The sequence below is a fragment of the Lacinutrix sp. Bg11-31 genome (assembly GCF_002831665.1).
In the GTDB taxonomy this organism is placed as follows: domain Bacteria; phylum Bacteroidota; class Bacteroidia; order Flavobacteriales; family Flavobacteriaceae; genus Lacinutrix.
Genome location: NZ_CP025118.1, coordinates 3,273,053 through 3,299,062, shown reverse-complemented (window position 1 = coordinate 3,299,062; position 26,010 = coordinate 3,273,053). Strand labels below are relative to the sequence as shown.

General features: G+C 31.9%; 22 protein-coding genes. 2 read left to right on the top strand and 20 right to left on the bottom strand.

The genetic code is table 11. The features are described from left to right. Position 1 precedes the first annotated feature (1 nt). The gene (locus CW733_RS14695; RefSeq protein ID WP_100998017.1) at positions 2–361 is read left to right on the top strand and encodes a DUF1304 domain-containing protein; all 360 of its coding nucleotides are present in this window, start codon (positions 2–4) and stop codon (positions 359–361) included. A gap of 76 nt (positions 362–437) precedes the next feature. Continuing rightward, positions 438–1,250, top strand: a complete 813-nt coding sequence (locus tag CW733_RS14690; RefSeq protein WP_100998016.1) for a mechanosensitive ion channel family protein — start codon at positions 438–440, stop codon at positions 1,248–1,250. Here CW733_RS14690 and tsaB read toward each other — a convergent pair whose 3' ends face one another. From tsaB to sprA, 20 genes are all read right to left on the bottom strand, one after another. Further along, entirely contained in the window at positions 1,251–1,928 is a 678-nt protein-coding gene (tsaB, locus tag CW733_RS14685) for a tRNA (adenosine(37)-N6)-threonylcarbamoyltransferase complex dimerization subunit type 1 TsaB (RefSeq protein ID WP_100998015.1), read from the bottom strand. Between the two features lie 109 nt (positions 1,929–2,037). Beyond that, complete coding sequence (locus CW733_RS14680) at positions 2,038–3,375, bottom strand: TolC family protein (protein WP_198520079.1); 1,338 nt, start codon at positions 3,373–3,375, stop codon at positions 2,038–2,040. After that, a complete protein-coding gene (locus tag CW733_RS14675; protein ID WP_100998013.1) occupies positions 3,362–4,477 on the bottom strand; it encodes an efflux RND transporter periplasmic adaptor subunit in 1,116 nt (371 codons plus the stop codon). Before CW733_RS14675 ends, CW733_RS14680 begins: the two co-directional genes overlap by 14 nt. A 62-nt stretch (positions 4,478–4,539) precedes the next feature. Continuing rightward, a complete protein-coding gene (locus CW733_RS14670) occupies positions 4,540–5,781 on the bottom strand; it encodes an ABC transporter permease (protein WP_100998012.1) in 1,242 nt (413 codons plus the stop codon). A gap of 58 nt (positions 5,782–5,839) precedes the next feature. Beyond that, a complete protein-coding gene (locus CW733_RS14665; protein ID WP_100998011.1) occupies positions 5,840–7,069 on the bottom strand; it encodes an ABC transporter permease in 1,230 nt (409 codons plus the stop codon). Then, a complete protein-coding gene (locus CW733_RS14660; RefSeq protein WP_100998010.1) occupies positions 7,062–7,763 on the bottom strand; it encodes an ABC transporter ATP-binding protein in 702 nt (233 codons plus the stop codon). Before CW733_RS14660 ends, CW733_RS14665 begins: the two co-directional genes overlap by 8 nt. A gap of 151 nt (positions 7,764–7,914) precedes the next feature. Beyond that, on the bottom strand, positions 7,915–8,133 hold the full coding sequence (locus CW733_RS14655; RefSeq protein ID WP_100998008.1) for a hypothetical protein: 219 nt from the start codon (positions 8,131–8,133) through the stop codon (positions 7,915–7,917). Positions 8,134–8,201: 68 nt separating this feature from the next. Then, positions 8,202–8,750 carry a DUF420 domain-containing protein gene (locus CW733_RS14650; protein ID WP_100998006.1) on the bottom strand — a complete coding sequence of 183 codons (549 nt, stop codon included), beginning with the start codon at positions 8,748–8,750 and terminating at the stop codon, positions 8,202–8,204. Between the two features lie 54 nt (positions 8,751–8,804). Continuing rightward, entirely contained in the window at positions 8,805–9,548 is a 744-nt protein-coding gene (locus tag CW733_RS14645; protein WP_100998005.1) for an SCO family protein, read from the bottom strand. Beyond that, the gene (locus tag CW733_RS14640; protein WP_100998003.1) at positions 9,535–10,269 is read right to left on the bottom strand and encodes a hypothetical protein; all 735 of its coding nucleotides are present in this window, start codon (positions 10,267–10,269) and stop codon (positions 9,535–9,537) included. The genes CW733_RS14645 and CW733_RS14640 overlap by 14 nt, the downstream gene beginning before the upstream one ends. An 89-nt stretch (positions 10,270–10,358) precedes the next feature. Further along, the gene (locus tag CW733_RS14635; protein WP_100998001.1) at positions 10,359–10,739 is read right to left on the bottom strand and encodes a cytochrome C oxidase subunit IV family protein; all 381 of its coding nucleotides are present in this window, start codon (positions 10,737–10,739) and stop codon (positions 10,359–10,361) included. A 50-nt stretch (positions 10,740–10,789) separates the two neighbouring features. Then, positions 10,790–11,788, bottom strand: a complete 999-nt coding sequence (locus tag CW733_RS14630; protein ID WP_100997999.1) for a cytochrome c oxidase subunit 3 — start codon at positions 11,786–11,788, stop codon at positions 10,790–10,792. Positions 11,789–11,928: 140 nt separating this feature from the next. After that, complete coding sequence (locus CW733_RS14625; RefSeq protein ID WP_100997997.1) at positions 11,929–12,510, bottom strand: cytochrome c oxidase subunit 3; 582 nt, start codon at positions 12,508–12,510, stop codon at positions 11,929–11,931. Positions 12,511–12,512: 2 nt separating this feature from the next. Beyond that, entirely contained in the window at positions 12,513–13,403 is an 891-nt protein-coding gene (cyoE, locus tag CW733_RS14620) for a heme o synthase (RefSeq protein ID WP_100997995.1), read from the bottom strand. Between the two features lie 228 nt (positions 13,404–13,631). Next, complete coding sequence (locus CW733_RS14615; protein ID WP_100997973.1) at positions 13,632–15,743, bottom strand: gliding motility protein RemB; 2,112 nt, start codon at positions 15,741–15,743, stop codon at positions 13,632–13,634. Between the two features lie 216 nt (positions 15,744–15,959). Next, positions 15,960–16,757 carry an energy transducer TonB gene (locus CW733_RS14610; protein WP_100997971.1) on the bottom strand — a complete coding sequence of 266 codons (798 nt, stop codon included), beginning with the start codon at positions 16,755–16,757 and terminating at the stop codon, positions 15,960–15,962. 118 nt (positions 16,758–16,875) lie between these two features. Further along, positions 16,876–17,598 (bottom strand): energy transducer TonB, encoded by a 723-nt coding sequence (locus tag CW733_RS14605; RefSeq protein ID WP_100997969.1) that lies wholly within the window; start codon positions 17,596–17,598, stop codon positions 16,876–16,878. A gap of 42 nt (positions 17,599–17,640) precedes the next feature. Beyond that, positions 17,641–18,033, bottom strand: a complete 393-nt coding sequence (locus CW733_RS14600) for a VanZ family protein (protein WP_157811591.1) — start codon at positions 18,031–18,033, stop codon at positions 17,641–17,643. After that, positions 18,026–18,406 carry a glycine cleavage system protein GcvH gene (gene gcvH, locus CW733_RS14595; protein WP_100997959.1) on the bottom strand — a complete coding sequence of 127 codons (381 nt, stop codon included), beginning with the start codon at positions 18,404–18,406 and terminating at the stop codon, positions 18,026–18,028. Before gcvH ends, CW733_RS14600 begins: the two co-directional genes overlap by 8 nt. A 287-nt stretch (positions 18,407–18,693) precedes the next feature. After that, positions 18,694–26,010: a cell surface protein SprA gene (sprA, locus tag CW733_RS14590; protein WP_100997957.1), complete on the bottom strand. Its 7,317-nt coding sequence runs from the start codon at positions 26,008–26,010 to the stop codon at positions 18,694–18,696.

The window sequence follows — 26,010 nt, the reverse complement described above, 5'->3', positions numbered from 1 at the left end:
TATGAATTTACTAACCACTATACTAGTAGCTTTTGTAGCACTGCTCCATTTTTACTTTTTAATACTAGAAATGTTTTTATGGACTTCTCCAAAAGGCATAAAAACCTTTGGGTTAGAAAGCAAAGCATTTGCCGAAAAAACTAAAGTACTAGCAGCCAACCAAGGTTTATATAACGGTTTTTTAGCTTCTGGTTTAATTTTCGGGTTGTTATTAAAAAACACAAATACTATCATTTTCTTTTTAAGCTGTGTTATAATTGCAAGTATTTATGGAGCCTATTCTACAAAAAAAATACGTTTATTTTATTTTCAATCTATTCCAGCAATTTTAGCTTTAGCCTCTGTTTTATTTTTAAAATAACACAGGATTAACTTAATACCGTTTAGAAAGTTTTTAATTTTGCACAAAATTAAATTTTAATTAATTAAATAAAGAAATGGATTTACAAAAATGGATTGACAAAGGTTACGAACTTATGCTTGAATATGCTCCTAAAACACTACTAGCAATAGTAATATGGATAGTTGGTGCTTTTGTTATTAAATATCTTAGAAAAGGAATAAGTAAAACAATGGACAAGGCAGACTACGACCCTAGTCTTAAAAAATTCTTGCTTAATTTAATTGGTTGGGTCTTAAAAATAGTTTTAATAATTGTTGTGTTAGGTACATTAGGTATTCAAACAGCATCATTTGCAGCTATAATTGCAGCAGCTGGTTTGGCAATTGGTTTAGCATTACAAGGTTCTTTAGGCAATTTTGCTGGAGGAGTTTTACTTATGATCTTTAAACCTATAAAACTTGGTGATTTAATTGAAGCACAAGGAGAGGTAGGTGTTGTTAAAGAAATTGAGATTTTCACAACTAAGCTTACAGGTTTATCCAACCGTGAAATTATAATTCCAAATGGTGCTTTATCTAATGGAAATATTATTAATTACACTACAGAAGGTACACGAAGAGTTGACCTTGTTTTTGGTGTAGGTTACGATTCGGATATTAAACAAGCAAAAGCGGTTTTACTTAACGTATTAACAAATCATCCAAAAGTATTAAAAGATCCAGCTCCTAAAGTTAATGTTATGGAATTAGCAGATAGCTCTATAAACTTTGCTGTAAGACCTTGGTGTAAAGCTGAAGATTACTGGGCTGTATATTTTGAAGTAACAGAACAAACTAAAGAAGCGCTAGATACTGCTGGAATAGAAATACCTTATCCACATCAAGTAGAAATACAAAAGCAAGGATAATTACTTTTTAGGTTTAGGCTTTAAAGCCACAAAGTCTTTTAAATAATAAGGTTCAAAATAAGCGACATCTTCGGTGTCGCTTTTTTTATGCTTTAAAAAAGCCAAAGCACTCATTTGGTCTGCAGATGGTAATTTATCTTCAACAAACACAGCGTTTTCATGACTTAGAAGCGCTTTTGTTTTCTCTACTCCATTTCCAACAAAATACACTTTACCTTTAGATAATTCTTCAGCAAAAGAAGTTTCGTCTAAAATTTGAGCCTCGATAGCTCTAATCTGTTTTAATTCTGAAGAAAAAATAGCCGAGTACACTTCCATTCGTCTAGCATCTAACATTGGAACAACAACACCACTTTCTGCTTTTACTTGATGTGCTAAAGCCTCTAGAGTAGAAATAGAAATTAACGGAATATCTAAAGCATAACACAAGCCTTTTGCTGCCGAAACACCAATACGTAATCCTGTATAAGAGCCTGGTCCTTTACTAACTGCTATTGCTTCTAATTGCGTACGCTCAATCTTTGCTTCGCGAAGCGTTTCATCTATAAAAACATGTAACCGTTCTGCGTGAGAATAGTTATTGCTATAATCTTCTTTTAAAAGCAAAGTCTCACCATCCTTAGATAGTGAGACTGAACAATTTGTTGTTGACGTTTCTATGCTTAATATGTACATCAATTTATTTTTTTAGAATTCATAAAACCTAAAGTAAAATTACCATTTTACTTTAGGTTTTAATTCACTCTTTATAATTTATATAAAACAATTTGCTAATATCTTTTATATTTTACTCTGTAATTGGTTTTCCAAGATAGAAATCTAAAACTTTTGTTTTAAAAACAAAATCATATTTAGCATTAATTAATGAAGCTTCTGCATTTACAAGTCTTAATCTAGATTGCTCTAAATCGAATGCATTCATGACTCCTATATTATAACGTTCTTCGGAATTACTAAATGCTAACTCTTGCGATTGTAGTGACACTTTTGCAGCTTCATAAGCTCTTAATGCAGACTTTGCATCTGTAAAAGCACGTTGTACATTTGCTTCTAAAGTTAACTTGGTTTGTTCTAAACCTAATAATGCATTTTGTTCTTGAATTTGCGATTTTGCAACTGCTGTTTTATTCTGGTATCCAGAAAATATTGGAACATTAACACTCAACCTAAAACTATGTGCTTTTTGGTCGTTAAGCTGTGTAAAGAATCTATCTTCAGTATCGGTTAAATTAGTAAAGAAAACATTAGACCCAAAACTATATCCTGCAGAAACAGTTGGATAAAATCCACTTTTAGATATTTCTGTACTTAATTTCGAGCTTTCAATATTTTTTTCAGCCACTTTAACTTCGCTTCTATTTTCAATAGCATAATTTAAAATAGGAGTAACATTATCGTACATCAATTCTGCTGAAGGATCAACCACATCAATAACTTTAACATCGAAACCAGCAAAATCTACTTGTAATAATTGCGATAAAGACAATAATGATAACTCGTAGTTGTTCTCTGCAACTGTAACACTCTGTACGTCTCTACTTAATGTTGCTTGCGCATCATAGATATTAGCTTTTGGTTGTACACCAGCATCTACTAATTCTTGAACTTGGTTGAGTTGTTTTTTTGAAAATTCGAATTGTGCTTTTGCAGACTCTAAATTCTCTTTATTAAATAAAATATTTAAATATGAATTTACCACATTAAGAGAAATATCATCCTTAATACGTTGCAGCTCTAGTTTGTTAGTCTCTAAATTTAACTGAGACTGCTTATGCAAATTAGTTAACCTAAAACCATTAAAAATAGTTTGGCTTGCTCCTACACTAAAACTAGTACTGTTAGATGTTCTATCTGCAAATTGCCCTGGAAACAACTCTGTATTCCCAACCGATAAACTATGTCCTGCACTACCACTTACAGCAGGTAAAAAAGAACCTTTCGATGCTATAATATCTTGCTCGTTTAACAATAGCGTATTTTGAGCTTGTACAATAGAAATATTATTTTCTAAAGCATGGTTTACACTTTCTTGTAACGACCATACTTTGCCTTGAGCATAAGCCGAGGAACCAACACATACAAAAGAGACAATTGTTAAAACACTTTTTATATTAATCTTCATCATCGTTATCTTCTTTAGAGGCTTTGTTCCAAACCTTGATTTTATCACCTTCTTTAACGCCATCTGTAATTTCTACATTAATACCATCAGAAAGACCTAACTCAACATTTACTTTTTCAAATTCACCTTCACCTTTTTCAATTTCAACAAAAGGCTTTTCTGTAATTCTATTAAATTGAAGTAAAGACTCTTTAATAACCATAATGCTATCTTTAGATTCCATTTCAATTTCTGCATTAGCACTATAACCTGCTCTAATTTTTGTAGAAGATTCCACTTCTACATCTGCTTTAATTGTAAACTGTACAGCTCCATTTACTTCGTTACCTTTTGGCGCAACAAAAGTTAATTTTGCAGGGAATTCTTTTTCTCCAATAGCACCTAATACAACTTTAATATCTTTTCCTTCTTCAAGTTTACCAACTTCTGCTTCGTCTACTTTTCCTTCAAAAATCATTTTACTCATGTCTGCAATTGTAGCAATTGTAGTACCTGCATTAAAGTTATTACTTTCTATTACTTGATCTCCTTCACGTACAGGAATTTCTAAAATAGTACCAGGAATTAGTGCAATAATATTTGTGTTTGCAGAACCTCCTCCAGAAAGTGATCCTCTTTTAATAATTTGGTAATTATTTTGTGCTTGACGTAGCGTTTCGTTAGATTGATTTAAAGCCAACTCACTGTTTTCGAAATCCTGTCTTGAAATAACGCCTTTATCGAATAACGATTTATTTCTATCGTAAATTGTTTTAGAATTGTTGTAAGCTAATTTTGCAGACGATATTTGCCCATTTGCACCAACTAAACTTTGCTCGTTTGGTACTACTCTAATTTTAGCTATTACATCTCCTTTTTTAACAATATCTCCTTCTTCTACCAATATCTTATCGATAATTCCAGCTATTTGTGGCTTTAATTCAATTTCTTCTTCAGGGTTTAATTTTCCTGTAGCAACTATTTTTATGTTAATTGAATCGTAAAAAGGCTCAGCTGTTTTAAAATCTTCTACAGATTTAGAATTAGAGTCTTTAAAATACTTCAGCACAAATATAAGTGCGATAAGCAATCCTAATCCTACAATAATTTTTAATGCTTTTTTCATTTTTAAATTTAATTTTCTTCGTTGGTTTAAAAGCGATGTGCTTTCTTTATTTTGATTAACTATTATTCTTCTCTTAAGGCATCAATTGGCTTTATACTAGTTGCTTTAAAAGCAGGTATCAATCCTATTAATGTTCCTAATACTATTAATATTACTAGTGCTATAAAAACGACACTAATAGAAACTGACGCATTTATTAACACAGCATCTGTTCCTTGACCATATAAAGAATCTACAAGTATAAGTAAGGATCCTCCACTAATTATACCAAGTAATCCTGCTATTAAAGTAATAAAGACAGCCTCTAAAACAACTTGTCTTTTTATCTCGAATGGTGTAGCACCAAGTGCGCGACGCACTCCAATTTCTTTTGTTCTTTCTTTTACAGTAATAAGTAGAATATTACCAATAGCAAACACACCTGCAACAAGCGTAGCAATACCTACAAACCATGTTAAAAACTGCATACCTGTTAAGAATCCTGTTATTTTTGCAAATTCTTTCCCTAAATTAAAACTACCAAAAGCACGATTATCTTCTGGGTGTACTTTGTTTAAGTTTCTTAAAATAAGCTTAGCATCTGTTTCTATTTGCGAAATATCGTATTCTGGTTTTCCGGTAATCATCATCCAACCTATATTTTCGCCCATATTATATATTTGCTGAAAGGTTGTAAATGGAATATGAATATCGCTTGATGGTCCCATATTAGCATTTCCCGTTTCAAACATACCAACGACTTTAAAGTTCATGCCATTAAGCTGAATGTACTCACCTATCATTTCGGCGTCTTTTTCAAAGAGTTGTTTATAAATTTCTTCTGAAATTACAACTACTTTTCTATTCTCATCGATGTCTATTTGATTGATAAAACGTCCTTGAATCATTTTCTTTTTCTGAACCTGATCTAGTAATGGGTAATCTCCATTTACGCCAAAATTTCCAGATAAGAAATTATGTACTACTAAAGCCTGACTTTGATTTCTAGGCACAACAAACTCGATACCTTCTACGTTTTCTTCTATCTTTTTAGCATCACTTATTTTAAGCTGAACCTGTCTACCTTCCTGAAACCCTTTAAATGGTTTACTTGTACTTTGCGCCCAAACAAATACACTGTTGGTAGCAAAGCTTCCAAATAGTCTATTAAATGAGTTTTCGATACCACGTGCAGATCCTAATAGTCCAATAAGCAATAAGATTCCCCACCAAACACCAACCATAGTTAATGCAGTACGTAGTTTGTTTTTGGTTAAACTATCGTAGACCTCTTGCCACGTATCTCTCTCGAATAAAAATTTCATTTGTTAATTTTTATTAATTCAAACTGAAAACCTATTAATGTTGCTCTGTTAATCATAATTAATCGTCTCTTAGTGCTACAATAGGCTTAATTCTAGAAGCTTTTTTTGCTGGTAAATAACCTGCAATTGCTCCTGCCAAAATAAGTGTAATGGCTGCGCCAATTACAATACTTAAACTTACCGATGGATCTTTAATAAAATATTTCTCTAAAAACGGACCTGCAAACTCTACAACTCCCATACCAATTACTAAACCTACAAAACCAGCAATAATAGTTACCAATATAGATTCTAATAAAATAATAGATACTATAGATTTTGGAGACGCTCCTAAAGCTTTTCTAATACCAATTTCCTTTGTACGTTCTTTTACTATAAAAATCATCATGTTACTAATACCTACAATTCCGGCTATTAAAGTTCCAAAACCAATAACTAAAACTAGAAAACCTAGAATAAATGTAAACTGATTAATTGCTTTAGATTCGTTTGCTAAATTACGAACACGAATAGCACGCTGGTCGTTTTGCGAAACCATAAACCTGTCTTTCATCTTTTTGGTTAGTAGATTACTAAAACCAATAGCTGCATCGAAATTCATTTCAGGATTATAGGTTAAATTTATTTGGTCGACATAATCGTTATTCCCATAAATTTGTTGTGCTGTACTTATTGGCATGTAGATTAAACGTTCTTCATTATCCCCTCCATCATCACTAAACACACCTACTACCTTATATTGAATACCATTTAAATTTAAATATTTTCCAATAGCTGTTGTTTTTAAAAACAAATCTTCTTCTACCAAACGCCCAATAACTACTACTTTGGTTTTGTTTTTAATATCAGACTCGTTTACATAACGTCCATAAGTTACTTTTGTATTCTCTAAATATTGATGATCTGGATTAACTGCACGAATACTATAGTTGTTTTTTTCGTTTCTAAAAGTCGCAATAACATTTAAGTACACTCTTGAAGTAATATACTGTACTTTATCTCCAAATTCTTCTTTAATCCAAGCTTGATCTTCATTTTTAAATTGAATGCGTCGTCCTGCTTGTAAGCCATTACTCGCTTTAGATGTCATACCAGATTGTACAAATATTGAATTGGATGCATCATCTACAAATGCAGAATCAAATGTATTTACCAGTCCGTTTACAATACCAAATAATATTGCAAATAGGGAAATAGCAAATGCAACCGTAAAACCAGACAATAAAGACCTGGTTCTATTCATATTTATACTTTGGAAAATTTCTCTCCAGAGATCTCTATCAAACATATTGCGAAGCTCTTACTTGTTCTACAAATGTATCCTCCATAATAACACCGTCTTTTAGTCTTACTATACGTTTACACATGCTTGCAATATCCTCTTCGTGTGTTACCATTAAAATGGTTTTACCTTCGTCGTTTAAAGACTGTATAAAATCCATAATTTCGTAAGACGTTTTGGTATCTAGAGCTCCTGTAGGCTCATCTGCCAATAATAATTTTGGATCTGCTGCTAATGCTCTTGCAATGGCTACACGTTGTTTTTGCCCTCCAGATAATTCGTTTGGTAAGTGATGTGCCCAGTTTTTTAAACCTACTTTTTCTAAATGAAATAAGGCTTTTTCTATACGCTCTTTACGCTTTAAACCTTGGTAATATAATGGCAAAGCCACATTATCTAAGGCATTTTTATAATTTATTAAGTTGAAAGACTGAAAAATAAACCCTAAAAATTTATTTCTATAGATAGCTGCCTTTTTTTCGGTAAGATTTTTAATAGGTACATTATCTAAAATGTATTCGCCTTCATCTGCTTCATCCAGCATTCCTATAATATTAAGCAAAGTAGATTTTCCTGATCCCGAAGAACCCATTATAGCTACCATTTCTCCTGCTTCTACAGATAGGTCTATTCCTTTTAATACATGTAAACTAGAGTCTCCAATTGGATAAGACTTGTGTAGCTTATTAATTTTGAGCATAATGGTTGATTTTTTGATTGATGTTATCTACATCATATCCATTAGACTGCAAAGGACTTTATTTGTTACAGGAATTGTGTAAAAAAAATGTTAAAACATGAATATTTGTGTTAAACACTCTTACAAGTCTAAATGAAAGAAAGTATTACTGCTACTTTTTAACTCTAAAATACTTCCAATAGATAGCAAATCCAACACCAAAAACTAAAATATATGGTATTGCCATTAAGTAAATAATACCATCGTTTATACCTTTTGCTACACCTTGACCTTCCTCGTTTTCCAAAACTGCTCGACACATGGCACATTGCGCATTTGTATCAATAAAAGTGAGGAGAGAAAAAAGGAATAAGGTTACTTTGTTTTTCATTTTTATAGAATTACTTCTCGATACAATTTCTCATGCTTCGAAATCACTCGAAGTGACAATAGATTAAATTACGCGTAATATGGAGATATCATTAAATAGACAACAACACCTGTTACTGCAACATATAACCATAATGGAAATGTGATGCGTGCTATTTTTTTATGTCTTTCGAAATTATTTGAAATAGCTCTTACATAAGTAATTAACACAAAAGGTATTACTACAATAGATAGTAATATGTGTGTTATTAAAATGAAGTAATAAACATATGCAATAACTCCTTCTCCTCCAAATTTGGTAGAATCGCTCGTCATGTGATATCCAATATATAATAACAAGAATATTACAGATAAAGAGATTGCAAATTTCATTAATCGCTCATGAAGCACACGATTACCTTTCTTTATTGCCGACACTGCTACTAATAACACAATAGCTGTTAATCCATTTATAGTTGCGTAGATTGGTGGCAAGAACGTTAAAGGCTCTACATCGATCCCAAAGTCTTTTAATTTAATTAAAAACAATGCTGCTACAGCTATAGGAATAATAACAGAAAGTGCAACAATCCATTTATTATATTTTTTTTCGTTTTGTATATTTTCTGATGTATTCATTTTTATTTATACCGTTTTAATCATTAAAAATCAATCGAAGTAATAATCTACAACTTACTCGTTTAAAAGTTTTTTAATATCTTCTTTTAGCATGGTAATTTCCTGTTCATTACCATCTTCATCCATTTTCTCTTGCTCGCTAATAATACCTTTGTAAAATATTTTAGGGTTACCAAAACCATCTAGCCTTGAGCGAATAAATCCATTTTTATCTATTAAAGCAAAATCACCAGAATGCTCAAAACCTACTTCATCGTCTTCTACTTTACCTACAAAAATATTAAAGCCAACATTAGCTAACTTGTAGATTTCAGTCTCGTCACCTGTCATTAAATTCCAATTAGGATTGGTAATACCATATTTTTCAGCGTATTCTTTTAAAACTTCTGGTGTGTCCAATTCTGGAGTAATCGAAAAAGAAGCGACACCAAAATCGTTATTAAGTTTATATACGTTTTGTATGTCTACCAAGTTTCTATTCATTCTTGGACAAATTGTAGGGCATGTTGTAAAAAAGAACTCTACAACATACACTTTACCTTTATAATCTTCTTGCGTTATTGTTTTACCATCTTGATTAGTAAAGCTAAACGCAGGTACTTTTTTAGGAGTTCCGTTTATTTCTATAAACGCTAGTTCTCCTTTGTCTTCAAAATTATTGTCTTGTCCAACACTTATTCTGTCGTTTCTAGTGATGTCGTTGTTTTTTATTCTATCAACAATTTTTGGAACGAATATTATTCCAAATAATAAAATAATAAAAGCAATACTTATGTAAGAGTAATTATTCTTTTTCATCTGTTTCTTTATCAGGATTAAGATCTTTAGCTCTTCGGTTTGAAGAATCTATTTTATTTCTTCCAGATTTTCTATATTCTTCTAATAGCACGCGCATGTCTTCGGCTGCTAATTTGTTTTTGATAATTGAAACCTTAGAACAATCGTAAGCTGTTAGTGGATAGATTTGGGTTTCTTTTTCAATCTCTTTTTTAGTCCTATCGTCAAGTCTCCCTCTTTGACTTAGTTCTTTATCTATAACAAATACACCGTTTGTTCCCAAATTAGCATCAAGTTGTAGACTTGTTCGCAAACTATTAAATAGTTTATTAATATCACTATCGCTAGCATATACAAAGTGCCAATACTTGTGCACGCTATATTTAGTTAATTCTTGAGTTAATCTAGTCGTTCTATCCTGAGACTCTTTAGTTACCATCATTACTATTTGAAACTTCTTAAAGCCTTTAAACTTATTATAAACAAGTTCTTTAAGGTTTGAAGCCTCTACTATTCTAGATTCTGGATCGCTTCCTAAAAAGCCTAAAACTGTTATGTGGTCTTTTAATAGAACTTCTGAATTTGTTATTGAAGATAAATTAGAAATATCAAGCACCTCTTCTTTTACAACGTCTAGAATATTATAGTTATTTGTTGCAGGATACAACATAAGTAAGAAAACAACTGGTAAGAAGAATAATATTATTAAAATCAAATATTTTTTAATAGCTTTTTTACTCATGATTGCTTTCTATGTTTAGAATTACAAAAATAAAAAAAGGTGGTTTAAAAAAACCACCTTTTACTATCTTTTAACTTAAATCATTTTAATTAAAAATCTTTTTTAACAAATCCGTTAGTGTAAACACCTTCAATGTAACCTCCTTCTTGTAGAAGGATAAAGACTAAATAGCAAATCAAGAATACTGCTGTCCATATTACCATACGTCTTAACGCTTTGACTTCATCACGCATGTGCATAAAGTCCCAAGTAATATAGTATGCTTTTACTATGGTTAGAATAATAAAAATCCAGTTAAGTAATTTCATACCTAAAACTTTACCCATTAACATTTCTGGTTTGTAAATACCTAAAACCACCTCTATTAAAGTTATAAATGTTAAGAAAGCTAAAACGCCCCAAATTTTTGAAGTATTCGATTTAAACTTTACTAAACCTTGAAATATTGCTAATTTATGTTCTGCCATTATAATATGCTTTAAATAGTTTTCCTTTTACAGGAAATGATAATATTATTTTATTAAACTAAGTAGAAGAATGTGAATACAAATACCCAAACTAAATCTACAAAGTGCCAATACAACCCTACTTTCTCAACCATTTCATAGTTCTTACGTCTTTCGTAAGTACCTATAATAACGTTAAAGAAAACAATAATATTAATTACAACTCCAGAGAATACGTGGAAACCGTGGAAACCTGTAATAAAGAAAAAGAAATCTGCAAATAATGGCGAACCATATTCGTTGGTTTTTAAGTTAGCGCCATGCACTACTGCTTTTCCGTTTGTTTTTAATTGCTTTAATGACTCTTCACGAGAAAGTATTGTTTTATGACCGTGCTCATTTATAATTTGGTTTCTAATCAATACATTTTCGTTTGCAACTAAACCGTTGTAAACTTCGTCTACAGAATATTCTGGTAGTGAACCTTCACTTACAAACCATAACCCTTTTTTGCTTTCGTGTTGTGCTCTATCACCATGTACTACTTTTGCAAAGTCTGCAATAGCTACACGTTCAAATTTTTGCTCACCGTCTACAGTTTTATACTCACCAAATTGTAAGATGTTACCACCTTTAGTTTGTACAGCTCCATATTCTCCTTTAATAAATGTATTCCATTCCCAAGCTTGAGAACCAACAAAAATCACACCACCAATAACAGTTAAGAACATATACCATGTTACTTTTTTCTGATTCATGTGATGTCCAGCATCTACGGCTAATACCATAGTTACCGAAGACATAATAAGTACAAAGGTCATGAACGCAACATAAATCATTGGATAATTACCATGAAAGAAAGGTACGTGAGTAAAAACTTCGTCTGCAATTGGCCAAGAATCAATAAATTTGAATCTAGAAAAACCATAAGCAGCTAAAAATGCTGAGAATGTTAAGGCATCGGAAACGATAAAAAACCACATCATCATTTTACCATAACTGGCTTTTAATGGAGCATTTCCGCCTCCCCAAGTTTTACCTTCTGTTCCAGTAGTTGCAACTGTAGTATTCATATAGTTGAGTTCGTTAATTTAAAATATTGCACAAAAATAATCATTTTCTTCTACTAAAGAAATGTTAAACTGTAATTTTTGAGCCTTGTTTTGTCTGATTAGTAAATTCTGTTTCTTGTCTACCCTTATATTGTATAAATCTAACCTACAAAATACATTAGTAAATACAAGAATACCCACAGTATATCAATAAAGTGCCAGAATGTTCCGGCTAATTCCATACCTAACATATTATCTGCCGTATACTTTTGTTTAAAATGATTATAAATTACGACCAGCAAGCAAATTAGTCCAACAGCTACGTGTAGTATGTGAAAAAAAGCAATTAAAAATATAAATGATGCTTTAGGATCACTAGTTTCTCCTGTAAAATAATAACCAGCTTCTATAAGCGCTCTAAAGCCCTGAAATTGAAGTACAATAAACAACACTCCTAATACAAAAGTAGTTAATAATAAAATAGTTGTTAATTGTCTATTGTTGTTTGTTAAAGCCCGTTGCGCAAAAACATAAGCAATACTACTTGCTATTATTACAAAAACACTCACTAAAAACACTTGCGGTAAATCTAAGGCTTTAGACCAATCTGGACGTGTACGACTAATTATTACTGCACTTGTTAAACCTGCAAACGACATAAACAATGCAATAAGGCCAAACCAAAGCATCATTTTTTTAGCACGTTCTTTCTTTTCTTTTAGGGTTCCTTGAGTTAAATCCATAATTATCTAATAAACTTATCTACTACGTAAATAATTTGTACTAATGTGATGTATGAAACACTAGCTAACATAAGTTGCTTCGCAGCTTTTTCTGTCATTTTTTTGAATAGCTGAATCGCGTAATACAGCATAAACAGACCTAAACCAAAAACAATTGTTGCAGCAACATAAGATAGCTCTAGCTTTCCTGTTACTCCAAAAACCGGAATAATTGAAATTATAATGGTCCAAATAGTATACATAATTATTTGTACAGCTGTGCCTTTATCCTGTTTTTTAGTTGGCAACATGAAGAAGCCTCCTTTTTTATAATCGTTAAATAAAAACCATCCAATTGCCCAAAAGTGAGGAAATTGCCAGAAAAATTGTAATGCAAATAAGGTTCCTGGCTCAATACCAAACTCGTTAGTAGCTGCTACCCAACCTAACATAAAAGGTATTGCTCCTGGAATAGCACCAACAAATACAGCCAAAGGTGTTTTTGTTTTTAATGGTGTGTATGCACAAGTATATAAAAAGATAGAAATAGCACCAAACATTGCTGTTTGCGGATTAATATAATATAGAATACCAATACCAAAAACGGTAAAAACGGTTGCTATTATAAAGGCAGTGCGCACAGTCATGCGACCAGCTGGAATAGGACGATTTTTAGTCCTGTCCATTAAAACATCTAAATCTTTTTCTATAATTTGGTTGTAAGCGTTTGAAGCTCCAACCATAAAATAACCACCTAAAGCTAATAAAAAAAGTGTTGTGTAATTAACCTCTTCAACACCAAGCAAATAACCAGCAACAGAAGAAAACACGACACTTAATGCTAAACGCATTTTCGTGATTTCTTTAAAATCTGAAATTAATGAAGGTTTTGCTATGATAGTTGTAGTACTCAATGTATTGCTTTGTTTTTAATGCTATAGTAAGCACTTAAAAATTTTAGGCAAAGATACGTTGTAAAAGTAGATTTATAAAAGAAAAGAGTGAGGATTTTAAGGTTAGTTTATACTTAAAAAAATCTATTGTTAAAATCACTTACAAAACTAGAGATATACAAATATCGAATAGTTATCATTCATTTCCTGTTTTATGCTTATTCAATAAGAACTGTGTTTCTTTAAACCCTACAAATCATAATACCAATTAAACAAATCTGTTCTCAATCCAATATTAAACCAAACAGAACTGCTTCTTAGTTCCGCCTCACCAATAGCATCAGGATTAAAATTACGATAGCTCACATTAGTAAACAATTTTAAATTTGATGCAGGATTTAGAAGAAAGCCTGCTTGTAAGCTTGCATTAATAGTAGTTGTTTGTATGCCTTGCCCAATTTTTACTCCAGAATCGAAAGGTCTATCTACTTCATCTCTAAAAATATTACCTCCATAATTAAAATTATCTGTACCATTATTAATATCAAAACCGCGAATTCCTGTTATTAGTTTAGCTTCTCCAAACAATCTGCCTTTTCTATAACGGCCTATCAATACTAACTCTCTAAAGTTTGCTCCCCAAAGGTGTGCCATTGGCTGGTTATTATGCGCATAGTTTAGTGTTATTGTATTATGCGAATAGGTATAAGGTCGTACTGCGTTATATTCCGCTTGAAGCATTAAATCTTTCACTTTAAAAGCATTGTAATACTTTACACCTAATTGTAATCCAAATTTATTTTTCCAACTACCTTCTCCTCCTTTAGCGTCACCTAATGAAAATTCATCTAAAACAAATTGAGAATACATATTAAAATTATCGTTAATCTTATATTTTGCAGAAGCTCCAACAATAGCATTTCCTGCATCTTGTCCGGTTTCAAACTCGATAGCGCGATAGAAAATAACAGGATTCAAATAATTAATATCGAAACCTCTATCGTTTGTATTTGCCCATATTACAGATTCGAACAATCCTAAATTTAAACGCTTGTTTACATTCCAACTTAAATAGTGGTTAGCAATGTATTTAGTTAAAAAGGCTCCATCTTCGGTAACTTCTGCTCTTACATCTTTTAACCACGTGTATGTGTTTGTATATTTTATTTTCCAAAACTTAGTATTCAATTTTAAATAAGGATACGGGCTTGCTGCATCACTTTGCAACAATGAACGATAGCCATCACCAATAAAATTCTTTCCATGTCCAAATTGGACATTAATAAATTTTGCTGGTGTGTAAGACAGATACGCTTCTGCCACAGGATAATCATAAGCATCCTCTTTAAAGCGCTTAGCAATACCACGACCAGGAATAATGGCAGGATCTCCACCTTCCGATTTAATACTATCTGCATAGTCATTAAAATACTGTGCAAAACGACCTTGGTTTTCGTAAACCGAAGCCGAGAAATTAAATGTCGCACCTAATCCTCCTTGTATAAAAACGCCTCTTGTATTATTGAAAGTAGAACTAAAATCTGCATCAGTATCTTTTCCTACTTGTAAATCAAAAATTGGATCTACAGTAAACCAATAGTCTGAACCTTGTAGTTGTACCAAGTGCTCATTCCATAATTTCTTTCCTGCCCAAGTTTGAGTTTCTTTTTTTAAAGCTTCATTTTCAGCATTAAAATCATGATAAGCAGAAACCTCTTCATAAATAAATGGTTTTGAGGCTGTATGGCTATTTGTGCCTATTAAATTTGTTGCACGATCAAACTTAGAATAATTTTCATGCGAAAACGGAATATTTAACTGACTTGAATATTCGCTATTATCGTATTTTATATAATCTGCATTTACTCTATCAAGCTCATTTTTAGCAGCTAATTCTAAAGCACTTAGCTCTTGTTCTATTTGTTTTTTATTTTGAAGTGCTAAATCCTGAGCAACAATTGTTTGGTCTTCTAATGGGATTTTTAATACTATTGAGTATTGCTTGTACGTTGGATTACTATTATAAGTTGCTGGGTCTACTTTTGGGAATTCTTTAATAACACGAATAACTTCGGCTTTTAACTCTGGATAAACAGCATCCACATACATGGTTCTAAAGTAACCCTCTTTATCTACTTCGAATAAAATAACAACTTCTCCTTTGTAATTAGCTTCGCTTATGGTCTCTGATACTTTGAAGTTTTCAAATATTAAATTGAACACTTTAGCATCGAAACATTTTTGCATGTTAGCAATTGGTTCTTCTTTACAAGAATCGAAAACAGGAGGCTTTTCGTTATTATCTTGAGCAATTGCTAAAGACTGAAAACATAGTATTAAAATGAAAGCATAAAACTTCATGGTCTATTTTACATTTAATTTCGTCGAAAGATAACATTTTTAAATTTTTTAATACTGAAGTTTTAATACTTGATTTATAATCCATCTTAAAGGAATAACTCTCCAATTTGGAAACCAATGAGACATCAAAACTAGTTCTAAAAAATTTTATTGCAAATTAAAAACCGTTACTACCAAAGGTAATAACGGTTTTTAATAATTGAAATACTATTCTATTTATTGAATATTGAAATTAATTGGAAGCATATACGACACCACAACTGGCTTATTATTATTTTTTCCTGGCTGCATTGTTGGAATCTTACCAACCACTCTATTGGCTTCTTTTTCTAACGCTGTATGTTTAGCTTTCGTTTCAATAATTTCAACCTCTCCAAGTTTATTGATTTTAAAAGAAACATAAATTTTCTGTTTTCCAGTTATACCTAAATCAGTTGCTACATCTGTATCAAATTTTCTCTGTACTAGTTTTGATAATTTTTCAGACAAACATTTCCTTCTACCTTCATTGTTTGTTTCTTTCTCACAACCAGGGAAAATTGGCACTTGTTGTACAGCCATAATATTTATTATTGGTTCAATATCTTCAATAACCAAACTTGGATCATCTGTAGAAAGAACAGGCTTTTTATTTGGAGGAACAACAACATCAACAAGTTTAGCTTCCACTTTCTTAATTTCTTCTAAATCGTCTACAATTTTAAAATCAGGATTTTTAGGCTTAGGCTTAACTATTTCCTCTTTAGGTACGTGCTTAACTTCTTTTACAATTTTGTAAATTTTAGGATCAACCTCATAGATGGAATCATCCTTTTCATGAGTTACATAGACTAACTCCTTAGATCCCTCAAAAGACATCTCTAAAGCACCATAACTTGCCAACAAGCACAAAATTAATCCAACCTGAAAGTACAGCGTTGAGTTTTTTTGTAAATTTACATCATGTTTTTGCGATTTCTGCACGTTAATCTCGTTTTGACGAACGAGATCGTGACTTTTCTTTGAATTGTTCATAATTATTAAAGTTTACATGTTAATATTATGAAGAAATAACAATAAGCATACCAAAACCAAAAAACCCGATACAAAGTTTGTATCGGGTTTTTAATTTATGTGCTTTTAAACTAATTAATTAGTCTTGTACATTAAATGTTATTGGCAAATCGAAAGTTACTTTCACAGGCTTTCCTCTTTGCTTACCAGGTTTCATTTTTGGTATTAAACCAACAACTCTTCTAGCTTCTTTTTCTAATCCAGGATGTGGACCACGTGTTTTAACGTTAACAATGTTTCCTGCTTTGTCTATAGTAAAACGAGCATAAATACGTTGTTTACCACTTAAACCCAATTCTTGACCTAAGTCTAAATCGAATTTTCTTGAAACTATTTTGTTAATTGCATCAGACATACATTTACGTTTCTGATCGTTGTTTCCTTTTTCACAACCAGGATATACAGGTACACTTTCGATTACTGCGAAAGAAACTTCTACATCTTCTTCTATCTCTTCTACTTCAACATCTTCAACTTCAACAATTTCTTCTTCTTGAGTTGTTTCTGTAGATTCGATAACCGTTTCCTCTATTTCCGCTTCATCTTCAACAACATCAATAACTTCTGGCGCTGGTGGTGGTGGTGGTGGTGGTGGTGGTGGTGGTGGTGCTTGATTTGTAATTGGAATTTCTTCATCCAATTCGTCATCAACATCAATAGACCTATTATCTACAACACGCTCGTCGTATGTTTTGTAATTGATAGCCGTATATGTTAAACCTAACATTAACAACATACCAACCGCAAAATAGAGAGAGCTGTTTCTGCCTACGTTTGCTTTAGGGTTTTTCTTTGTTTCCATTAATTTGTTTATTTATGCTTTGCTAAAATAACTATTTATTTATCAAAAAAGCAAGCTATTATTCTTTTTTATGGCGCGTTTTTTTATACTTAATAAAAGTAATGAAGCAAATACCATTCCTAAAACATTTGCTAACACGTCTTTAAAGTCACTTTCTCTACTTACAGTAATCCAACCTTGTAGTAATTCTATAGCTATACCATATACCAATGAAAATAGTGCCGCAAGACTTAAAGCCTTACTGTATTTAAAGCTAAATTTATAATGAAACACTACAAACCATAGTATAACGAAAAGAAAATGTGCTAAAACATGTCCTACTTTATCGTTAAATGATGGTAAATCTTTAACAACATCTTTTAACTTCATTAAGCTTAAAGCAGATAACATTATCGTGTAAAAAACACTTACTAAAAGACTAAATTTCTTAAGCACTAATTAGCGCTTTGTAATCTTCGGCAGATAATAATGAATCTAATTCTGAAACATCTGACACTTTAACTTTAACCATCCAACCTTCACCATAAGGATCTGAGTTTACTTTTTCTGGCTCATCTTCAAGAGACTCATTAAATTCTATAATTTCTCCTGCAACAGGTAAAAATAAATCTGAAACCGTTTTTACCGCTTCAACTGTACCAAATACTTCTTCAGCATCTAATGTTTCGTCTAAAGTTTCAACTTCTACATAAACAATATCACCTAATTCGCTCTGTGCAAAATCTGTAATACCTATTGTAATTACATCTCCTTCTATTTTAACCCACTCGTGGTCTTTAGTATATTTTAATTCTGATGGAATATTCATTATGTTATTTTTTTATAATTTTTACAAATGTAATAAAGAATTTTTTGAAAACAACTTTTTTAAGGCAGAGCCAAAGAAGTATTTTGTTGGTTTTTCTAACTTAAAAAAGTTAAAATTATTTATTTAGATTCTCGTTTTACTCATTGATATTATTTTTTAATTAGAAATCGTAAATCTTCGATTTCACGGTAATGACAATTTCAATGGAAACCTCAAGGCAAAGTCTTGAGGGATTTATTTTTATTTAATTGCTTTGGGTTTTCAAATAGAAAAATTAAACCATTTTATTAGTTACCAAAATTATACCTCAAAGTTAACCCAGAGCGTATTGTTGTTTGTGGAAAAGCAGTAGATATTGCATATTCTGAGAACGTATAATCGAAGTAAAAAATACCGGTTAAGTTTTTACTAAATGAATAATTAGCATTATACTTCAATCCGTAAATGGTTTGTCCGTTTGTTATTTGATTATTCTCTAAATCTAAATATCTAATAATTGTTTTATTATCTCTAACAGAAAGATTAGCTTCCATTAATAAATCACTAACTATAGCTTTTTTTGGTCCTGCTAATTTAGTTTTAATACGTACATCTTTAAATCTGTAACCCAATTTAAGTGCGTATTCTTTTCCTTGAATTTCAGTCATTAAATTATTATCGAAACTTAGAGATAGTAATCTATCCTTTCTAACCTCAACTCCAACAATTACAGAGTTTTTCATTTCCATATCTACTTTAATTAACGGACTAAATAACTCAGTTAAGTTGACATTACTATACAGTTCTGCATTTTTATAGTTACCTGCTTGATCTAAGTCATCAGATGGCTGGAAATCGTAAGGAGAAGTGTAATCGATACCATTAAAATCTAAATTTGTTCTAAATTGATTAATAGTATAACTAGAACGGTAACCATGAGATAATGATAAGCGTTTAAAACGTTTTTTAAACCATTTAAACTTCATTAAGCCTGTGTATTTAATATCCCAATTGGGGATTGGCACATTTCTAAAGGCCCCTAATTTTGTTTTCTCAGCATTTTGCCCAGTGTATGCGCTTAAAAACGCTGGTAGTAATACTGCTTGACTTGTTTTACCAAAACCTTTTGGAAAACCATTAAGATCTGCGCCTTCAAAATTATCTTGATTGTTTAAATCCACTCCTTTTTCGGCAGCCAATCTTCTTGCTATTATTAATCTATTTTCTCTAAAAGCATCAAAAGCTTCTGAGCTTATTTCATCACTTTTTCCAAAGGCTGTAGGTAATGTAAATGTTGACACATTAAAATTTCCAAAGGTATTTGGTGTTAAGGATTGGTATTCATTAGTAATTTGATCTACTTTGTAGTTTTCTGTATAGTTTTCAGCATAGGTTCTTGTTGCTACTAAATCTATTTTCAAATCATTAAAAGGCTCTAAATTAGCCGAAAGATCCAGTTGTTTTGTATGGGTTTTTGTGTACTGTTGATTAAAATCTTGAAAGTCTGTTAACCAACCATTTCTTGCTGCTATATCTCTAATATCTCTCTGGCTTCCTAAAGTATAGCCAAATGTTGGTTTAGAAGTGCCAATAAATCCTGGAGTATCTAAGAAACCTGGTAAAAACGTTCCGTTATTTTCAGAATAATTAGCTTGAATACGTTTTACAGAAGTTAAAATACCAATTCCAAAATTGGCTATTCCTGTTCCAAAACCACTTTTCTTTTTAGTTACTACCTTTTTTGTGTCGTCTTTTTTAGATGCTCCTGGAGGAGTACCTCTTTTTGGTTTTCTACTAACCTTACCATTACTTTTAGTTACACGCTTCTTCTTAAGACCAATGTATTTATAAAACTTACGCATATCTAACGTAGAGTTAATATTGTGTGTGTTTCCGTTGGAAATAGAATTTCCTAAATCGTAAGTTAAACCATCATCTGCAACAAGCTCTCCAAATAAATCTGAACCTTTTTGCCATTGGTATAAACCTTGGTAAGAATATGTTGCATTAATAAAATCAAGCGCTGGGAATTTGTTGAAAGGTAACTCGTAATTTATACCTAAAGTTTGCGAGCGTCTATTAGCATCACCAACATCAAAATAACCATCCCAAACATCTAAACTTGGGTCTTGTTCTCCATTTACAATATTATCTTTAAAGTAGTTTCTAACTATATTATTATTTGCAACTGCAAAATTAAAAGATAAAGACTTCGTTAAATTCCAGTTTACAGTAGATTGGAAATCGAAGTTGTAATTTCTTCTAAACAACTCCTCTAAACCAATATTATTTCCACCTAATTCAACCTCTCTAAAACGCTGACTGTTAAATTGTCTTTTTATATCTGAATTAACCGTAAAACTAGAAGGCATTAAGTTAAGGTTAAAGTCTTTTAATAATTTCCAATATTTATTAGTAAAAAGTGAATCGTTCTTTTTAAAAGGCTCGAATACTTTTGGCTCAAAATTATAGGCATAACTTGCTCCTGTTCGAGATTGCTTATCTATAGAACGCTCGATTTCGAAATCGCGATGTTCTACTTTGTTATAAGAATGATTAAATGTTAAGTTTTCTACATCGTAAAAACGAGGTTTAGATTCTCCTGTTCTTACTTTTCTAACACCAATAAAATTGATACTTCTACGTTTAGTATATTCTTCGGACTGTTCTCTAATAGTTTTCTTTTCTTCGGCAGTTCCGGCAGCATCAATTCTATCCTGAAGCTTTAAATCTTCATATTGCGCATCGTATTCTGGCGTAATTAATTCTACACCTTGACCGTAATTAAAAGGTAATTGAACTCCCCATTTTTTAGGTAATAATTGTCCGATATTTATATTAGTAACAACATCGTACTGCTTAACCTCTTCCATACTACGCTCTTGTGGACCTTGATCTACAGAACCAAAACCAGCTGTACTCATTCTACCTGTTGCACTTATATTTGCAAAATCAGCAAAATTAGTATCTACATTCATTATAGCAGCCCAACCACCTTCGTTATCCATATCAGATAATCGAAGTTCATTAAACCATACCTCTCCACATTGCGCATTAGGTGAACCATTTTTTACACCAACCATTAAGGTTCTTACAGCTCCAAAATTTGGATTTCCTTTTATTGCTAATCTAGTTTGCCCAAGTTCGTAGTTTTCATATTGGGAAGTTGTTGGTATTTCTATTAATTCGCCATTTACAACATCGTAAAAACTAGCCTCTGGATTTGCCAAAGTACCATTTGCGATACCCAAAGATTTTATTTTCTCTAAAAGGTTTAATGGTAAATTTATTTCATTTGCAGTAGGCCATAAAGCAGCACTAGTGGTTCCTGTTGAAACTTGTAATGGAATTTCGATTTGGTAGTAATTTTCTGTTAAATCATTACCCATTCTAATAAAACCAACTAATTCTTTATCTCCTAATCCAGGAACATCTCCTTCTTCTGCATGCATAAACATTCTAAGACGTTTGTATTGTCTCATATCTATACTAATATTCTTATATACAGCTCTAGAGTCTTTTGGCTCTAAATCGCATACATTAACAACAAGAGATTGCTCGTTTTGATCTATTATGGAGTTATTATTATTTAATCTTTCTGGCTCTATTCCTGGTGGAGACTCGTAACTACCATCATTTTCTTGTGTACTTACTACTCCAACTGTAAATTCTGTATCATCAAAATTTGGCGATGTTGGGCCTCCATTTAACGATAATTGATAACGTCTCCAGTCGCTACGTACCAAATCTAAAGTACCAAAACGGAAGGTTGTTTGTTCTGAAAAACCATTAAGGTACATACGTGCAAAACGAATAGAACGTAAATCTGTAATTCCATTTCTAGCAATTACATGATCGCCTTTAACTGGAATTCTAAATTGGTACCAACGTACTTGTTCTGATTCTCCATTAGGTAAAGATCTAGGACGTATTTTTACATCTTTAATAAAATCTCCTATTGGGTTTCCGGGTAAAATTTCGTTTGTATTGTTTAATGGTAAATTTTGTCGTGTTACTTCTAATTCGTATTCGTAATAACTATCGATAGTATTCATCGTGTTATCTCTATTAATATCTTCTACATCTGGTTGTGTTGTAGAACCTCTATTAGTATCGCTAAATGCATCTGGAGAATTACCTTGCACATTGTTATAACGTTTGTAACGGTCTAAAACATCTCCTTCTGCACTTAAATAATATTGATAATTATCTGCAGATGGATCTGGCAAAGATGCAATTGAAGATGGTATTGGTGTTGGATTCCCAGGATTAATAGTAGGATCGGTAATACTCATTTCTTCTAAATCATCATAACCATCGAAACCAACATCTTGATTTGTACGCTCATCTCCTGTAGAATCAAAAGCATAGATTAATGCTTGATTTTGAGGAATAGCCCAAGGTGTTATTGTGCTTTGTAATAAATTAACGTTCCCATCTGCTGGTAAACCATTCTCATATTGTTTTTTACCATCTTTTAAAACATCTTCTGAAATGCTTCCTAAGTTAAATACCAATTTTCCTCCTGGATTTGTTGGATTGTCTTGAAAAGGATCTTGCATCCAAAACTCTATATATTCTACATTAGATTGTTCAAAATCTGTGGATGTTAATTGTCTTGTAATTCCTGCCCAACCATTAGTAGGTGTTATAAGCGTAGAACCATCTGCTTCTAAATTGGTGTCACTAAAGTTATATGGCCCTCTTTCTGTTGGATAATAAGTTAAATCTAAAGTGTTTAAAACACTTGTTTGACCTTGTGCTATATCTTGCTCTGGGAATAATTCACTAACAAAAACACGAGAAGTATATAAGTTTGATACATCGTCATCATCTATTCCTGTTGGTCTTTGACTACCATAAAAAATAGGATCGATAGTATACCAGTTTAATAATGCTCTGTCATAACCATTTCTAATACCACTAAAACCATCTGCTACTGTAGTTCCATTTAATTCTAAAGGTCTACTTGATAGTTTCCATGATTGAGCCGATTTTAAGTCTATACCATTTTGACTCCCTTCAAAGTCATCAATATAAGCGGTTGCTTCTCCGTTAAAATCTGTTCCTTTTGGTGCTCCAGGTAATAAATAAGCAAATTCTCCATTAACCGATAAATTAGAAGGTGCATCTGTGTCTATATTTGGCAGCTTGTTTACTAGTCTTGTAAAGAAAGGTACTTCGGTAGAATAATTACCATTAAATCCAAGTATTGTGTTATTAATTGGCTCACTATTATAGTTTGCTTTCTGGGTAATTGGTCTTTCGTTTAAATTAACATAAGTAGCACCAATTAAAAACTTCTCATTAAATTGATGTTCTACATTAATACCTGTGTAACGCTTTGTTTGTTGACCAAATATTGAGTTGTTTTCTGTAGTTACCTGTATTGGAGTATTTGATGCTTTTAAAGCTTCGTCTAAAATTTGTACACGACCTAATTGGTAATTTACTGTATAATCTACGCCTTCTACAAGAACACGTCCTCCTGCAGTTACTTTTACAGAGCCTCTTGGAACATTAAAACCTCCAATAGCAATACCATCTCCTCCTTGAGATTTATAACGTCCTTTTATTTGAAATTTATTTTTCTGAACCTCGTCTAAAGCTGCCGTTTTTGTAGATTTATACAAGATATCATAAACGTACTTTTCTTGATTGGCGTTAGTATACGTATCCGATTCATAATCGAAGCCATTGTTTCCTGGGTTACCATCATTATCTAAAACATCAAATAAATAACGTCCAAAAGGCTCTACTTTAGTAAATACTATTTTCCCATTTTGAGGTATTACTGTTATTCCTGATACAAAATCGAAAAAACCATCTCCATTAGCTTGCGGATCGTTATTATAATTTAATCTGTCTAAATTGAATAAACGCAATAATGTAGTTTGTTCTATTGGTTCGCCTTCAAAATCGGTTCCAAAAGGAGAACCATCTACAGCACTAATATAATTTAAAGGTGCAGATTCATTATAGAAAATATTTAATTTAAAATCTTCCTGACTTAATTGGTAGGCTCCAGTGTCGTAGATATTCTTCATCATTAAATCCCAAATTGGTTGAGAAACAGATGTAATACTACTTTTAAGTAATTTAAGAATTAAGTTGTTATTTGTTACGTTTGTTACTTCATTACTACCATTTGTTTCTACAGTAGTTGCACCAATACCATCGTTAGCAAATTCACCAACCTGATACACTTGACCTCCAACTGTATATTGAAAAGCTACGGCTAATACTTCATCATTATTTAATCGCTGATTTAATGAAATATAACCTAATTGTGTGTTGATAACATATTCTTGACCTTCTTGTAGTTTTCTAGTGTTTTCAAGTTTTGCGTAATCAAATCCTTCGTTAAAACCAGAAACTAGTATACCAGATTGAACGGTTGCAATATCTCTAATAGCATCTGTAATTTGCGAACCTGGTCCACCAATATTTGTTGGATCTAAACGGTTATTTGCATTATCTGGGTAAGCTCCTGGACCAGCAGTAACAACAACTCCTGAATTTCCAACAAAAGCAGTTTCTCCAAGATCCTGAAGTGCTACTACATTTCTTACGTTTTCTGTTCTATTACTTCTATTAGTTACCCAAACTTCTGCTCTTGTAATTTGAACATTTGTATTTATATATGGGTAATTTTCTAAAGATTTATCGTAATTCTCACGGAAATACTGTGCTAGGAAAAAGTGACGATTCTCATCGTAATCACGAATAAAGAAATCGAACTCGTCTAATGTTCCTCCACCTTGAGCGACTACAGAACGTGTGTCTGATTTTTGTTCAGAAAACACAGCAGTAACTGTAGTTTTTCCAAACTGTAATTTTGTTTTAACACCAAATAGACTTTGCGCTCCAGAAATAAGAGAGCTATTTAATGGCATACTTACATTACCAACTTCTAGTTTTTGAAGTATAGAATCTTCACCTCCTCCAAAAGTAGGATCGTATTCTAATTTTACTAATTGTTGAAAGTCGAAACTTGCTTCGGTATCATAATTGGCAGTAACTTGAAGCCTCTCTCCAACTTTACCTAATAAACTTAAACTAATTCTCTGGTCGAAATCGAACGTAAAATTACTTCTGTTTCTAGGTGAAAATGATGGATTATCTTGTTTTGTAAACAAAACTCCTAAATCCATTTCTAAAGAACCTTGTGGTACAACTTCTATGGTGTTTCCGCCAAAAATAGTTTCAAAAAACCCTGAGTTTACATAAAATTCGGGTAGTAAATTCTTTTTTGCTTCTTCGGAAGTGTCCTTTTTACCATCAGTAGCATCAATTTTATCTTTATAATATCCTTTTAAATTTTCTTTAAACACCAAATTTTGATACTCTTTTGGTGTTAAAATAATTGGATAATTAAGATTAAAGTTACCAATAGATTCTGTATAAACATAGCGATCTGTTTGTGGATCATAAGTATACTTAGAGGTAATACTATTAGGATTTGGCATTTCAATATTACCAAAACTAAACCCAGTTTTTGTAGAGTCACTTTCTACTGTTGGATCTGGATCTTGCGCAAAAGCACTAAGCGATAACAAGAATGCTAAAACTGTTAATGCACTATTTTTAATCGATTTATAAAAAGACAGGTTAGTTGTGTTCAA

Bases quoted from the DNA above. Each gene is read 5' to 3' on its own strand.
- CW733_RS14605 (WP_100997969.1), bottom strand. From the start codon at position 17,598: ATGGAAACAAAGAAAAACCCTAAAGCAAACGTAGGCAGAAACAGCTCT.
- CW733_RS14630 (WP_100997999.1), bottom strand. From the start codon at position 11,788: ATGAATACTACAGTTGCAACTACTGGAACAGAAGGTAAAACTTGGGGA.
- CW733_RS14610 (WP_100997971.1), bottom strand. From the start codon at position 16,757: ATGAACAATTCAAAGAAAAGTCACGATCTCGTTCGTCAAAACGAGATT.
- CW733_RS14670 (WP_100998012.1), bottom strand. From the start codon at position 5,781: ATGAAATTTTTATTCGAGAGAGATACGTGGCAAGAGGTCTACGATAGT.
- CW733_RS14665 (WP_100998011.1), bottom strand. From the start codon at position 7,069: ATGTTTGATAGAGATCTCTGGAGAGAAATTTTCCAAAGTATAAATATG.
- CW733_RS14645 (WP_100998005.1), bottom strand. From the start codon at position 9,548: ATGAAAAAGAATAATTACTCTTACATAAGTATTGCTTTTATTATTTTA.
- CW733_RS14615 (WP_100997973.1), bottom strand. From the start codon at position 15,743: ATGAAGTTTTATGCTTTCATTTTAATACTATGTTTTCAGTCTTTAGCA.
- CW733_RS14695 (WP_100998017.1), top strand. From the start codon at position 2: ATGAATTTACTAACCACTATACTAGTAGCTTTTGTAGCACTGCTCCAT.
- gcvH (WP_100997959.1), bottom strand. From the start codon at position 18,406: ATGAATATTCCATCAGAATTAAAATATACTAAAGACCACGAGTGGGTT.
- CW733_RS14640 (WP_100998003.1), bottom strand. From the start codon at position 10,269: ATGAGTAAAAAAGCTATTAAAAAATATTTGATTTTAATAATATTATTC.
- CW733_RS14680 (WP_198520079.1), bottom strand. From the start codon at position 3,375: ATGATGAAGATTAATATAAAAAGTGTTTTAACAATTGTCTCTTTTGTA.
- CW733_RS14675 (WP_100998013.1), bottom strand. From the start codon at position 4,477: ATGAAAAAAGCATTAAAAATTATTGTAGGATTAGGATTGCTTATCGCA.
- CW733_RS14655 (WP_100998008.1), bottom strand. From the start codon at position 8,133: ATGAAAAACAAAGTAACCTTATTCCTTTTTTCTCTCCTCACTTTTATT.
- CW733_RS14660 (WP_100998010.1), bottom strand. From the start codon at position 7,763: ATGCTCAAAATTAATAAGCTACACAAGTCTTATCCAATTGGAGACTCT.
- CW733_RS14690 (WP_100998016.1), top strand. From the start codon at position 438: ATGGATTTACAAAAATGGATTGACAAAGGTTACGAACTTATGCTTGAA.
- CW733_RS14625 (WP_100997997.1), bottom strand. From the start codon at position 12,510: ATGGATTTAACTCAAGGAACCCTAAAAGAAAAGAAAGAACGTGCTAAA.
- CW733_RS14650 (WP_100998006.1), bottom strand. From the start codon at position 8,750: ATGAATACATCAGAAAATATACAAAACGAAAAAAAATATAATAAATGG.